General features: G+C 40.3%; 14 protein-coding genes. 13 read left to right on the top strand and 1 reads right to left on the bottom strand.

Annotated elements, in window-relative coordinates:
• Nucleotides 1-142 precede the first annotated feature (142 nt).
• The 13 genes from FLM54_RS16740 to FLM54_RS16680 all read left to right on the top strand — a co-directional run bounded on the left by FLM54_RS16740 (nucleotide 143) and on the right by FLM54_RS16680 (nucleotide 11,229).
• The gene (locus FLM54_RS16740; RefSeq protein ID WP_178957029.1) at nucleotides 143-1,660 is read left to right on the top strand and encodes a sensor domain-containing diguanylate cyclase; all 1,518 of its coding nucleotides are present in this window, start codon (nucleotides 143-145) and stop codon (nucleotides 1,658-1,660) included.
• 79 nt (nucleotides 1,661-1,739) lie between these two features.
• On the top strand, nucleotides 1,740-2,393 hold the full coding sequence (locus tag FLM54_RS16735) for a thermostable hemolysin (protein WP_016899999.1): 654 nt from the start codon (nucleotides 1,740-1,742) through the stop codon (nucleotides 2,391-2,393).
• A complete protein-coding gene (locus FLM54_RS16730) occupies nucleotides 2,390-3,868 on the top strand; it encodes an AMP-binding protein (protein WP_178957028.1) in 1,479 nt (492 codons plus the stop codon). Before FLM54_RS16735 ends, FLM54_RS16730 begins: the two co-directional genes overlap by 4 nt.
• Complete coding sequence (locus tag FLM54_RS16725; protein ID WP_178957027.1) at nucleotides 3,861-4,550, top strand: TenA family transcriptional regulator; 690 nt, start codon at nucleotides 3,861-3,863, stop codon at nucleotides 4,548-4,550. Before FLM54_RS16730 ends, FLM54_RS16725 begins: the two co-directional genes overlap by 8 nt.
• Nucleotides 4,547-5,317, top strand: coding sequence for an SDR family oxidoreductase (locus FLM54_RS16720; RefSeq protein WP_178957026.1), 771 nt, complete (start codon nucleotides 4,547-4,549; stop codon nucleotides 5,315-5,317). The genes FLM54_RS16725 and FLM54_RS16720 overlap by 4 nt, the downstream gene beginning before the upstream one ends.
• A gap of 13 nt (nucleotides 5,318-5,330) precedes the next feature.
• Complete coding sequence (locus FLM54_RS16715; protein ID WP_055011599.1) at nucleotides 5,331-5,978, top strand: hypothetical protein; 648 nt, start codon at nucleotides 5,331-5,333, stop codon at nucleotides 5,976-5,978.
• Between the two features lie 11 nt (nucleotides 5,979-5,989).
• Nucleotides 5,990-6,649 (top strand): response regulator transcription factor, encoded by a 660-nt coding sequence (locus tag FLM54_RS16710; RefSeq protein ID WP_178957025.1) that lies wholly within the window; start codon nucleotides 5,990-5,992, stop codon nucleotides 6,647-6,649.
• 62 nt (nucleotides 6,650-6,711) lie between these two features.
• Nucleotides 6,712-8,013 (top strand): ATP-binding protein, encoded by a 1,302-nt coding sequence (locus tag FLM54_RS16705; RefSeq protein WP_178957024.1) that lies wholly within the window; start codon nucleotides 6,712-6,714, stop codon nucleotides 8,011-8,013.
• Nucleotides 8,006-8,359, top strand: a complete 354-nt coding sequence (locus FLM54_RS16700) for a cupredoxin domain-containing protein (protein ID WP_178957023.1) — start codon at nucleotides 8,006-8,008, stop codon at nucleotides 8,357-8,359. The genes FLM54_RS16705 and FLM54_RS16700 overlap by 8 nt, the downstream gene beginning before the upstream one ends.
• Nucleotides 8,346-9,086, top strand: a complete 741-nt coding sequence (locus FLM54_RS16695; RefSeq protein WP_178957022.1) for an iron transporter — start codon at nucleotides 8,346-8,348, stop codon at nucleotides 9,084-9,086. Before FLM54_RS16700 ends, FLM54_RS16695 begins: the two co-directional genes overlap by 14 nt.
• A complete protein-coding gene (locus FLM54_RS16690; RefSeq protein WP_010388689.1) occupies nucleotides 9,083-9,796 on the top strand; it encodes a hypothetical protein in 714 nt (237 codons plus the stop codon). Before FLM54_RS16695 ends, FLM54_RS16690 begins: the two co-directional genes overlap by 4 nt.
• 261 nt (nucleotides 9,797-10,057) lie before the next feature.
• Nucleotides 10,058-10,267: a cold-shock protein gene (locus FLM54_RS16685; RefSeq protein ID WP_008467029.1), complete on the top strand. Its 210-nt coding sequence runs from the start codon at nucleotides 10,058-10,060 to the stop codon at nucleotides 10,265-10,267.
• A gap of 236 nt (nucleotides 10,268-10,503) precedes the next feature.
• Nucleotides 10,504-11,229 (top strand): substrate-binding periplasmic protein, encoded by a 726-nt coding sequence (locus FLM54_RS16680; RefSeq protein WP_256872146.1) that lies wholly within the window; start codon nucleotides 10,504-10,506, stop codon nucleotides 11,227-11,229.
• A gap of 543 nt (nucleotides 11,230-11,772) precedes the next feature.
• Here FLM54_RS16680 and FLM54_RS16675 read toward each other — a convergent pair.
• Nucleotides 11,773-12,999, bottom strand: coding sequence for a NupC/NupG family nucleoside CNT transporter (locus FLM54_RS16675; RefSeq protein ID WP_138609254.1), 1,227 nt, complete (start codon nucleotides 12,997-12,999; stop codon nucleotides 11,773-11,775).
• Nucleotides 13,000-13,007: the final 8 nt, after the last annotated feature.

Below are 13,007 nucleotides of genomic sequence, written 5' to 3'. Positions count from 1 at the left end.
ACAAAAATTAGGTCACTTAGTTCTATTTATGTATTATATTAATGATGTATGCAGTGCATAGCAGTCGTTTTTATTTGCTTAGGATGATATTAAGTTGCGTTTTCGATTACCATTTACTTTTAAACTTAGGCAATTAATTCTTTTGTTAGCTATGCCCGCTGCAGCTGCTATTTTGTTTAGTGGTTTATATATTAGTTATCAAGTCCAAAAAGAACGGGTAATAGAAGATACCCTGCAAAGTAATCATGTATTTGCCAGTAAGTTAGCCTCAGCAACTGAGCACTTTTTAACAGCAGCAATGCAGCAACTTGAGTTTTCAGCCAGTATTATTGCTGAAGATATTACCAACACTGAGTTACTCCAAGCTGAAACCGACCGGCTTTTAAATCAGACGCATAGCTTTAATTCGGTGGCAATTAACATGCAAGGTGTTGTTAAAGCAGCCTCACCTGTGTCTTTAAATATTATTAATAAAACGGTTAATTCAGTCCATTCTAAACAGGCTCTTAAATCGCAGCAGCCGCAGGTTAGTCTGCCTTATATTTCGCTGGCTAATAATTTAATTATTGTTGTCTCCTATCCTCTGTTTGATCTGGCAGGGAATTATTATGGTTATATTGGCGGTAGCTTCTATTTAGAGCAGCAGAGTATTTTAAATGCTTTGTTAAAACAACATAGTTACGATGGCGGGGCGTACTTTTATGTGGTCGCTGATAATAAAACCTTACTTTATCACCCTGATTCTAAGCGCATTGGCAAGCAAGTATTTAATAACCCAGTTATAGAGCGAGTTTTGCAAGGTGAAGATGGATTCACTCGAGTTATAAATAGCCAAGGAGTGGCTATGCTGGCCGGGTTTTCCCACGTAGGACTTGCTAATTGGGGGATTGTTGCCCAGCGAAGTGAAGCGGCAACCCTTGCTACGCTTGATACTTTTCAAGGGCAGGTGCTTAAGCGAATGTTGCCCATAGTAATCATTACTTTTTTATTAATTGCTATGCTAGCTCACTATATTGCTAAGCCATTAAGACTGTTAGCCGATAGCGCTAATTTATCGACCGATAAGAAAAACGTAGATCATCTTAAAAGTATTAAGTCTTGGTACTTCGAAAGTAACCAGCTTAAACACGCGATGTTAGAAGGGATTCATGTTTTGCAATCGCAAATGGGACAATTACGTCAAGATGCACTTACCGATCCGCTAACCGGCGCGCATAACCGGCGGGGTTTAAACATATTGCTTGAAAATTTGATGGATAAGCAGATCCCGTTTGCAGTGCTTGAAATTGATATCGACTTCTTTAAACAGGTTAATGATACATTTGGCCATGATACGGGTGATGAAGTACTAAAAACCCTTACTCGTATTATACAATCGTTATCGCGCAAGCATGATATTGTGTCACGCACTGGTGGAGAAGAGTTTTTACTGGTATTACCTAACGAAAATAATGATAGTGCGTTTGTTATCGCTGAGCGTTTACGTAACCAAGTAGCCACCACATCAATGGCAAAAGTAGGCTATATAAATGTATCTATTGGTATCGCTACTTGGCCACAGCATAGCGATGATATCGATCAAGTATATAAATGCGCTGACAAAGCGCTCTATCACGCGAAGGAAACGGGCCGTAATAAAACCGTGATAGCCAATTTTTAAAAAAATTAACTTACCTTAAGTTTTATTTAAGTTTCGCCTATTAAATTCTACCTATAGATTTAATACAGGCGATGCTTTTATGCAACTAGCTCAACAACAGTCATCATCAACACTTTTTCAGTCGTTCACACAGTTTGTGAGCGCCAGAGAATGTGATGAACACCGTCAGCGCCTTGAAGATACAGTAAAACAAGGCTTTTTAGCTGCGTATAATGCCAGCCTAACTTCATTTATGCCATTACTCTGTCAGTATAAAACTCAGCAAGGGCATTGCACTTTAGGGCTTAGAAACGCCACTTCTCCTTTATTTATTGAACAATATTTAGCAGCGCCCATTGAGCAGTTTTTACCAATGGGCACACAGCGCAGTAAAGTGTTTGAGTTAGGTAATCTCTATTCAACACACAGAAAAGCCACGTTATCGCATTTTATTATTGTTAATGAAGCTTTAAGAGCTATTGGTGCTACTAATTTGGTTTTTTGTGCCACCAAACATGTACGCGCTTTATTGCGTTTATTAGGGGTAACGTGTAATGAAATTGCATTGGCTAACAGCAGTGTTGTTGAGCAACCAAAAAGCTGGGGAAGTTACTACGCGAACCAGCCTACCGTATGCATTGTTAATTTAGAGCAAGCACATCTACAAGTACTTAATACGCCAATGCTACTTGATATTAAACAACAAAATACACATGGCATTACGGCATTAATCAATGCGCTGGAGGCGGTATGAGCATGTTAAATAGCTTGAATGACTTAGCTACTCAGTCAGTGGTTGTCGCGCATTTTGCGAATCAAACACAGCAGTTAACAGGTACTGAAGTGCTTCAAGAAATTAATAAAGTAGCGGAAATTTTTGCAAACTCAGATGCTAACGCAATTGCATTTCAACTTGATAATACTCCCGCTTGGTTGGTGCTCGATGCTGCGACAAATGTTGCTAATAAAGTAGCAATACCAATTGCCCATTTTTTTAGTCAACAACAAACGCAATATGTACTGGCACAGTGTGGCGCACAGCTGTTTATAAGTGATATGCCAAGGCTTTCTTTGGGGGCCCATACATTGTCTATTACTTTGTTTGAACATTACACCTTGTATATTTATCAGCTCAAGCTTAATGAACCGATTAATTACTTTGAGGGCACTCAAAAAATCACATTTACTTCCGGTTCTACTGGCGAGCCAAAAGGGGTGTGCTTATCAACACAAAGCCAGATGCAGGTGGCTCAGTCATTATGTGAGCAAATAAATATAAGTAAACCAACTCACTTATGTTTACTGCCACTACCTGTATTGCTTGAAAATATTGCAGGTATTTATGCGCCTTTGTTAAGTGGCGGTTGTGTACATTTAATGCCATTAAACGAATTAGGTTTTGTTGGCTCAGGGTTAAAAAACCCTAACAAACTCATTAGCGCAATCGATAGTGTAAAACCTAACACCCTTATTTTAGTGCCTGAGTTATTAACGTGTTTAATTGCGTTTGCAAAACAAGGTTGGCAGCCGCCAAAGTCATTACAGTTTATTGCAGTTGGCGGAGCGCTCGTGAGTGATACTTTAATTGCCACCGCCAGAGATCTTAATTTACCTGTTTATCAGGGGTATGGATTATCAGAGGCGGCATCCGTTGTAAGTTTAAATACGCCCAAAAATGATGATTTAAAGAGTGCTGGTGAAGTGCTAGGGCACGTTGAAACGAAAGTTGAAAATGGTGAGTTATTTATTAAAGGAGCGTTATTTTTAGGGTATTTAAATCAAGCGCCGCATAACCCAAATACCTGGTACGCCACTGGCGACTTAGTATCTAAGCGTAATAATAAGCTGTACATAAAAGGGCGAGTAAAAAATCTGATCATCACCAGTATGGGGCGTAATGTTAGCGCCGAATGGCCTGAATCATTAATTTTAAGCCAAAGTGCGATACAGCAAGCGGTGGTGTTTGGTGAAAGCCAGCCATTTTTAAGCGCGCTTATTTATGCGGCTCCCAAGTTTAGTGATGAGCAATTAAAAGCACATTTAAAAACAGTAAACCAGCAACTTCCTGACTACGCACAGATTAAAAAGTGGCATCGTTTGGCCCAACCTTTAAGCGAGCAGCAAGGATTATTAACCGCTAATAATCGCCCTAAACGAGCGGCAATTAGCCAGCACTACAGCCCTATTTTTGAACAATTTTACCGACTTGGAGAAGTGATCCATGAGTGATTTTTTTAATACATTAAAAGCACAAACTCAAAACGAGCGTGAGTACTTATTAGCTGCGCCAATTATACAGCGTGTATTTAACGGACAAGCATCACTTGAAGAGTATGCCTCGTTTTTAGCGCAGGCTTATCATCATGTAAAACACACCGTTCCTTTAATGATGTCACTTGGCGCACGTTTGTCTGACGAGCAAGAATGGTTACGAGAAGCTGTAGCTGAATATATTGAAGAAGAAATTGGTCATCAAGAGTGGGTGCTAAACGATATTGCAGCCTGTGGGTTTGATAAAGAAAGTGTGCGCTATAGTCAGCCACAATTCGCCACTGAAATGATGGTGTCGTATGCCTACGATAGTATTGCACGTAAAAATCCGCTTAGCTTTTTTGGCATGGTGCACGTATTAGAGGGGACCTCAATTGCGCTTGCTGATGGAGCCGCATCAAACATAGCAAATGCAGTAGGACTTCCTAAAAAAGCGTTTAGCTATTTAACCTCTCACGGCGCGCTTGATATAGAGCATGTTAAGTTTTTTGAAAACTTAATGAATCAAATTACAGACGAGGCGGATCAGCAGGCTATCTTACATGGCGCAAAATGTTTTTACCGTTTGTACGGCGATATCTTTCGCGCTTTAGACGACGAGCCGTTTTTTAAAGCATCAGCACAAGAGCAACACGCATGAATACCGGCTTATGTGTATTAACTGGTGCGACAGGTGGAATTGGTCAAGCCATTGCCAAAACACTACACGGCCAAGGTTGGCAACTACTCTTGGTGGGGCGAAATAGTGATGCCCTCAATACGCTAAGTAGTCAATGTCCCGGTAGTATAGTTTTTGTGGGGGACTTAACGATTGCCGAAAACATGTTGGCACTCGCCATTAAAGCCAAAAAATTAGGGGGCGCTAAGTTACTCATAAACAATGCAGGCATTAATGTAATGCAAAGCTTAAGTGCATCGAGTAGTGAGCAAATTGATAATCTACTGAGCACTAACTTAGCCGTCCCTATGAAATTATGTCAGCTGTTTTTAGCGCAATTGCATGCGAATAAAGGCTCCATAGTTAATGTTGGGTCGTCATTTGGCAGCATAGGTTACCCGTATCAAACACTTTACTGTGCTAGTAAGTTCGGTTTACGTGGTTTTAGCGAAGCGCTATCACGAGAGCTTTCAGACACACCCGTTAAAGTTAGTTATTTAGCACCAAGAGCAACCGATACAGATATTAATGATGCACAAATACGAGCAATGAATAAGGCGCTTGGTAATCAAATGGACTCCCCGCAGTTGGTAGCTGATGAGTTAGTTGCGTTATTAAACTCAAATAAAACCAGACGATTTATTGGTTTTCCTGAGAAACTTTTTGCACGTATCAATGGCGTTTTTCCACGTATTGTGGATAACGCAATTGCTAAACAGCTCCCTAAAATAAAACAGTTTTTAGGTTAATAGAGGATTTATTATGAAAAAATTTACTTTAGTAGCTTATTTAAGCATTGTTAGTGTGTTTTCATCGCCGGTATTTGCAGACGAACAAAGCGATTTACTCGCTATTCAACAGCAGTGGGCGGTCGCTAATTATGAGCTTAAAGATGATGCACAAATCAAAGCCTTTACTCAACTAAGTGAGCAAAGTGCTCAATTTATTGAAAGCTACCCTGATTCAGCAAATAGCTATACGTGGAACGGCATTGTACTGGCCAGTTTTGCTGGCGCAAAGGGTGGGTTAGGGGCGCTGGGCTATGCTAAAGATGCAAAAGCGTCATTAGAGCAAGCCCTTAAAATAGACGACAGTGCTTTAGGTGGCTCAGCGTATGCCAGCCTAGCAACCTTATACAGTAAAGTACCGGGGTGGCCTATTGGTTTTGGTGATGATGACACCGCCGACAAGTTTTTTAAGCAAGCGCTCGCTTTTAACAAAAAAGGCATTGATACTAACTACTTGTATGGTGAGTTTTTATATGACGAACGTGAATATGAGCAAGCTAAAGCCCATTTGTTAGTTGCGCAAGCAGCAGGTATTCGTGATACTCGTGCTAAAGCTGATAAATATCGTCAACAAGCAATTAGCTCTTTATTAGCTAAAGTAGATAAAAAACTAAAGAGATAACAAAATAAACAATGCATTTATTATTAGTTGAAGATGATCATCTTGTGGCGCAAGGGCTTTGCCGCTCATTGCGCCAAGAAGGCTACAGTGTAGAGCATAGCGCAACGGTTAAGCATGCATTGCAATGCTTAGGCAGTGGTGAAATAGAGTTGGTTATACTTGACCTAGGTTTACCCGATGGTGATGGTTCACAAATTCTAAAGCACATAAAAGCGCAAAAAAAAGTGATTCCGGTGGTTATACTAACTGCACGAAGTAGCATAGATGACAAGGTGCAAGGGCTTGATATGGGCGCTGATGATTATTTAGCTAAGCCATTTGAACCAGCCGAATTATTTGCTCGTTTGCGCGTAGCGAGCCGACGAGTAAATCAAACTCAGTCAAGTTTATTACACTGTGGTGAAGTGACCATGGACACGTCAGCGCATAGTGTCACACTCAGCAATGAGCTGCTTTCTCTGCCACGAAAAGAATACATGCTGCTAAAGGCACTATTGGAAAACCAAGGTCGCGTGCAATCTAAACAGCAGTTAGAAAACAAACTGTACCAATGGGGTGAAGAGGTTGGCTCTAACACCATTGAAGTGCATATTCATCACCTACGAAAAAAATTCCCCAGCGATTTTATTAAAACTCTCCGTGGTATTGGTTATGTCGTGGGAAAGAGATAGTTCACGTGATTAAAACGCCCCTAGATTGCACAAACTTGAATTTACAAAGGTAACCATACTTTATGTCAATTCGTAAGCGTTTAACTCTTATTTTACTATCAATGATGGTGTTAACGTGCTTTTTAGCTTTAGTCAAAGGCTACCAAAAAAGTATGAGCCATGGTGAGCAACTACTTGATAGTGAGCTAAAAGTAGTCGCTGGAGTGTTGATGCAACAGCCTTTATCTATAAACGCCATGGCGCCAAAAATGCAAGAAAGCGCCCAATTACTGTATCAAATTTGGCAAGCTGGTGAGCTCCTTAGTGGCTCTGACGAATTAAATCTTGATTTGAGCCAGTATCAAGCGGGTTTTCAAACGCTTAATATTGCAGGGCAGCGAATGCGGGTATTCGTTTTTGTCACTTCTTTACGCACCGTGGTTGTTGCCGAGCCGATTGCTAAGCGGTTTGAACTAGCCGAGGCGGTGATTTTATCAGCCATGTTGCCTATGCTTTGGGCGGTTCCTTTGCTTGCGCTATTTATTAGCTTTTTTGTTAAATATGCACTGGCACCATTAACCCGTTTATCAAAACAGTTAGCTCTGCGCCAAGCAAATGATTTCACTGCGATCAATTGGCAGGTGACTGATGAAGAGATAAAACCGGTGATCAGCCGCTTAAACGATTTATTTAAACGCGTAGAAACCGCCTATTTACGAGAGCGTTTTTTTGCCTCTGATGCGGCACATGAATTACGTACTCCCCTGAGCAGTTTAAAAATTAATGTGCATAATTTGGCTGCTCAACAAGGCGATAACCAAGAATTACAAGCCATGACTCAAGGTATTAATCGACTGTCCAATATAGTAGAGCAAATGCTAATACTAGGGCGTACTCAGCCAGAGCAGTGGCAAAAACAGTTTAAGGAGCAGTCATTATTAGCGATCACGCAAGAAGGTGTTAGCCAGTTGTATGAAAAAATAGAGGCTAAAAACCACACTATTAGTCTTGAGGGAGATGACTTTATCATTAACGGTGATGAATTTACCTTAGTGACGTTGATTTCAAACCTACTTAGCAATGCCATAAAGTACGCACCAGCCAATGGACAAATAAAAATAACGCTAAAGCAGATGCACAAGCAGCGTATTTGGCAAATAGAAGACAGTGGCCCAGGTATGACGGACGATCAAAAACAACTGATATTTAACCGTTTTTATCGTGTTGGCGGTGACCAACACCCTTCGGGTGAACAAGGTGCGGGTTTAGGCATGGCAATAGTGCAGCATATTATTGCTATTTATCGCGCTGAAATTCACTTAACGGATAGTGATTTGGGTGGCTTAAAAGTACAGGTAGTTTTTGCAGGAGCTAAATGTGATTAAACGACTTATTAGGCCTTACTTATATTGTTGTGTATTTTTATCATTTAACGCCGCCAGTAAAGACTACCTTATTGTACTTAAAGATCATTTGTTTTACCCCGCAGAAATCGTCGTACCGGCCAATAAAAAGGTACGCTTGTTAATCGAAAATCAAGATAGTACGCCTGAAGAGTTCGACAGTTTCGATCTCAATCGAGAGAAAGTACTTTACCCTAAGCGCAAAAGCGTTATTTATATCGGGCCGTTAATCCCTGGGCGTTATGAATTTTTTGGCGAGTTCTCGCCCAATACGGCGCGTGGTGCTGTCATAGTGACTGAAAAGGAGCGCTCTAATGCTAATTACTAGCCTAGTGATGAGTCTAAACCAGTTACTGCCGGTGGCCATTTTACTTATTTTACTCCAAGTTGTAGCCAAGCAAAGTTTAATGAAATTGCTGGGAGGGCTTATTTTAGGGATCGGGCTTTCATTTTTGTTTGTAAAAAGTGCGCCGTTAATGAGCCCCTTGTTTGACTATCAGGGTTTAGAATATGCCCAAATTGGTTTGTGTATTTTAATTTTTATTAGTGCACTGTACTACGCCATTAAACAGGCAACAGCTGCTTTTATGATTGCGATTATCAGCGTAATGACACTTTATTTAAGTCACTACATTATTTACCTGATTGGCTTTTGGCAAAACAACGAAGCGGCACAAAGTTTATTTATTGGCACTTTTTTAGGTTTGGGAATATGCAGCAGCTTTAGCGTGTTGTTGTATTTTTTATTGAGTGCAATCAAACAGCGCTTTGGACTTACCCCTTTATTGGTATTGTTAGCATTAAATAGTGCGGCAAAACTAGTTGTGGCGCTTGATTTGGCGAGCCAAATTGATTTGATAGCAACAACGGTAACCGTATGGGATTTACGTGCCATTTTAACCGAAAACTCAGAGTTTGGGAGAGTATTGCGAGCTCTGATTGGTTATGAGGCTACGCCTAATTTAACCAGTGTTTTAAGCTATGCGTTGAGCAGCGTGTTATTTTTATCTGTTTGTTATTTTATTCCTAAATCAATCACTAAGGAAAAATCATGAAAGCAATAAACCTATTTGCAGCCACTGTATTAATTGGTTTTTGTTTATTAATACCTAAGCTGGCTTATGCTGATGGCATAGTAGTAGATAAAGTTTATCATCCGTATGTGTTGCCGTTTGAGCGCGAGCTAGAATGGCGGCTTGTGTCGCATCAAACTGATAGTGGTAATATTTTAGCGCAGCGCGTTGGCTTAGGCGGCGCAATAAACGACACCATGGCATTGGAAGGCTACATCGTGGGTGAGCGCGATGATAACGGTGACTTTGGCTTGCAAGCGTATGAGTTAGAGCTTAGATGGCAGTTAATAGAGCAGGGCAGGCTATGGGCTGATTGGGGCGCGTTATTTGAATTTGAAAAACAGCATGACGCCGACGCATACGAAGCAACCTCTGGTTTTGTAATTGAAAAAGAGTTTGGTCGTGCAAGCCTCACCATGAATGCTTTTTTAGTATACGAATGGGGGCAAGATATAGAAAACGAATGGGAAAGCGAGTTTAGAGCGCAGTATCGCTACCGATACTTGTCTGCTTTTCAGCCCGCGGTTGAGGTGTATCTTGGTGAAGACTTTGTGGGTATTGGCCCTGGTTTTATAGGCTTGCATCGCTTTGATGGACAAAAACAATTAAAGTGGGAAGCCGGTTTTATTACTGAAATCAGCCAGTCAGAGAAGAATCATAGCTTTAGAATGGCGTTAGAATTTGAATTTTAAGCTGCTTAAACAAGTGCTTAACATTTAAAGTGAGTTACGAAGGTTATTTTATTAATTAAATCACATAAAGGGTTGACTTACCCCTGTAACTCTATATAGTAGGCCGCAGCTAGAAAGAAAGCATGATAATTTATAAATCTCCATTTCGTTGTTGTATAAGTAATACTTGTAGTACCGTCCTGAAGTTTTTAAGTACCATCTCATTTTTTGCTACACCGCCCATTAGGGCACAATTTAATTTTTTATATCAGGAATAATACTATGTCTAACATCGTATCAGGTACAGTTAAGTGGTTCAACGAGTCTAAAGGTTTTGGTTTCATCGAGCAAGAAAACGGTCCAGACGTTTTCGCACATTTCTCAGCAATCAAAAGCGAAGGTTTCAAAACTTTAGCTGAAGGCCAACGTGTAGAGTTCACTCTTTCACAAGGTCAAAAAGGTCCTCAAGCTGATAACATCACAGCTCTATAATTTTACTTTTTAAGTAAAATGAAAAAAAGCGCTTAAGGCGCTTTTTTTGTGCCCAAAATTTAAGAACATCCCACCACCGCTTTAATATTCCCGTCATTTTATTGCTATTTACGTCATCTGCTATTTTAACATTACAAACAGCGTTATAAATTAATAGTCTCTACGAGTTTTCTAGGTTAAAGTTATTACTTAAACCACAGGGGGTGTGTATCTATAAATTTATATTATTAGCTTTTGTGCTGTTATTTAGCCAAAAAATTCAGGCTGCTGAGCCTAAGCTGGTTATTTATACCGAAAGTTTTCCTCCGTATAACTTTCAAAGTAGTGCTGGCCAATTGGCGGGTATTAATCATGACATAGTAAAAGATGCCTGTGTCCGTGCCGCACTAAAGTGCGAGTTTATTATGCTACCCTGGAAGCGCGCTTACCACTTAGTGCAAAATAACCCACAGTCAGCCATTATTTCTTTGGCAAAAACGCAAGAGCGAGAACCTCTTTTTCAATGGGTTGGACCCTTGGTGTCAAATCAAACCTATTTTTATAAATTAAAAATCAGCGAACATATTGTGATGGACGATATCACCCAAGCTAAAAACTATTCGTTAGGTATAGTGCGTGGCGATATTTATGAAATGCTGGTGCGCCGACTTGGGTTTGTAGCTGATAAAAACTTATTGCTATTTAGCGACACTGACTCGTTTATGCGACTGTTTTTTAAAAACCGCATCGATTTAATTATTGGATCTGACTTTACCATTGACCATCAAACTGAACCATTTGGATACTCTAGAGATGATTTAGTGAAGCTCGAACAAATTCATGTAGATGAACTTAAAGGCAACTATATTGGTTTTAATACAGCTGCTTCACCTGTGATCGTAGAACGTTTTAATCAAGCTCTAAAGCAACTTAAAGCAGAGTCTGGCTATGAACCTTACATTAACCGTTATGTAAAAAATTAAAGCTTAGATCGGCCAAGCGCGGAAAAGCTCAAAAAGTTCCCGCTTAATAATGCCTATATTACCTCTTCACAGCCATTCATCCTTGTTAACTTCGCACTCTCAAGCGCCTTTTATAAAGGGCTGACAATTAAATGCTTCTGCAGTTACACAGTTGTTCATATTTTTTAGTAATACCAATTCGCTTAATTAAGTGGTCTATTTTGAGGCTGGAAAAACGAGTTGATAGCTAGGCAAAAAATTCGCTATTTAGTTGTTCTAAATGAGAATTTTTTAACACAGGTAGCGACACGTTTAGCCCCGCAAAATGATTAAGTATTATTGCGGATTGGTATAAGTGCAATGATGGCTAAGGAGTGCGTGGATGAAGGTTAAGCAAAGCATAATTTTGGGGGGCGAGTTGTTGAGGATTTAGAAAGTAGAGGTGCTAAAACGATAAAAGGGCCTTGCGGCCCTTGGTGAAGTATCGTTCAAGTCAGATAGTGCTTTAACCCCTTAAAGCGCTATCCTATTGTTTTGCAACAGATGGATCATCTCTTTAAGTTTCTAAGCTAGCGAGAGGAAAAACCCAGCAATTGCTGCGCTCATAAGGTTAGCCATAGATCCTGCTAACACTGCTCTGAGCCCTAAGCGTGCGATATCCTTTCGCCGACTAGGCGCCATACCGCCTAATCCACCTAGTAAAATGGCTATCGATGATAAGTTAGCAAATCCACACAATGCAAAAGTAACAATTGCTTGCGTGTGAGCACTTAACGTATCGCGATAATTTATAAAGTCTAAGTAAGCAACAAACTCGTTTACTACTATCTTTTGACCAATAAAGCTGCCGGCTATAATTGCTTCATCCCACGGTACACCGAGTAACCATGCAACAGGAGCAAATAAATAGCCTAATATTTCTTGAAGCGTCAATGTTGGGTAATCGAACCACCCACCAACGCCGCCTAATAAACCGTTTAGTAGAGCAATTAACGCCACGAAGGCAAGTAGCATTGCACCTACGTTAAGTGCTAGATGCATGCCGTTAGCTGCGCCTGATGCTGCTGCATCAATTACATTAACTGGTTTATCATCATCACTTAAATCTAAATCTGCTAAGTTATCTTTAGGAGTTTCTGTTTCTGGCACAATCATTTTTGCCATTAAAAAACCACCTGGCGCCGCCATAAAGCTTGCCGCAATAAGATACTTAAGGTCTACACCAATAATTACGTAACCGGCCATTACAGAGCCTGCTACAGTGGCTAAACCACCTACCATTACTGCAAACAATTCAGACTTAGTCATTGTTGCTATAAATGGCTTAACTATTAGCGGTGCTTCAGTTTGGCCCACAAAAATATTGGCCGTTGCTGAAAGCGATTCTGTACGCGAGGTTTTCAAAAGCTTTTGTAAACCACCGCCTAAAATTCTAATTATCCAATCCATAATGCCTAAGTGATATAAAACAGCTACAAGCGCTGAGAAAAACACAATAACCGGCAATACTTGAATTGCGAATATAAAACCAAGCGTATCTTGCGACGCTAGCGGACCAAATAAAAACCCAATACCGTCATTTGCATAACCAATAACCGATGAAACAGCTGCTGACATGCTTGTTAATACATTTTTGCCTGCTTCAAAAAACAGAACAAAACCGCCAATAACGACTTGCATAGCAAACGCTATACCAACGGTTCTTAAACTAATTGCTTTGCGGTTAGTTGAAGCCGCAAAGGCAATGCCTAGTAGCACCATCATGCCTACTAAGCTCATAAATGTTGTCATACAAACGT

Origin of the sequence: Pseudoalteromonas sp. Scap25 (assembly GCF_013394125.1) — a bacterium.
Lineage (GTDB): Bacteria > Pseudomonadota > Gammaproteobacteria > Enterobacterales > Alteromonadaceae > Pseudoalteromonas.
Note: the sequence above shows the minus strand (reverse complement) of the source record. Positions and strands in the feature narration are given on the sequence as shown.

Bases quoted from the DNA above. Each gene is read 5' to 3' on its own strand.
- FLM54_RS16710 (WP_178957025.1), top strand. From the start codon at position 5,990: ATGCATTTATTATTAGTTGAAGATGATCATCTTGTGGCGCAAGGGCTT.
- FLM54_RS16685 (WP_008467029.1), top strand. From the start codon at position 10,058: ATGTCTAACATCGTATCAGGTACAGTTAAGTGGTTCAACGAGTCTAAA.
- FLM54_RS16720 (WP_178957026.1), top strand. From the start codon at position 4,547: ATGAATACCGGCTTATGTGTATTAACTGGTGCGACAGGTGGAATTGGT.
- FLM54_RS16690 (WP_010388689.1), top strand. From the start codon at position 9,083: ATGAAAGCAATAAACCTATTTGCAGCCACTGTATTAATTGGTTTTTGT.
- FLM54_RS16715 (WP_055011599.1), top strand. From the start codon at position 5,331: ATGAAAAAATTTACTTTAGTAGCTTATTTAAGCATTGTTAGTGTGTTT.
- FLM54_RS16675 (WP_138609254.1), bottom strand. From the start codon at position 12,999: ATGACAACATTTATGAGCTTAGTAGGCATGATGGTGCTACTAGGCATT.
- FLM54_RS16735 (WP_016899999.1), top strand. From the start codon at position 1,740: ATGCAACTAGCTCAACAACAGTCATCATCAACACTTTTTCAGTCGTTC.
- FLM54_RS16725 (WP_178957027.1), top strand. From the start codon at position 3,861: ATGAGTGATTTTTTTAATACATTAAAAGCACAAACTCAAAACGAGCGT.
- FLM54_RS16730 (WP_178957028.1), top strand. From the start codon at position 2,390: ATGAGCATGTTAAATAGCTTGAATGACTTAGCTACTCAGTCAGTGGTT.
- FLM54_RS16695 (WP_178957022.1), top strand. From the start codon at position 8,346: ATGCTAATTACTAGCCTAGTGATGAGTCTAAACCAGTTACTGCCGGTG.
- FLM54_RS16705 (WP_178957024.1), top strand. From the start codon at position 6,712: ATGTCAATTCGTAAGCGTTTAACTCTTATTTTACTATCAATGATGGTG.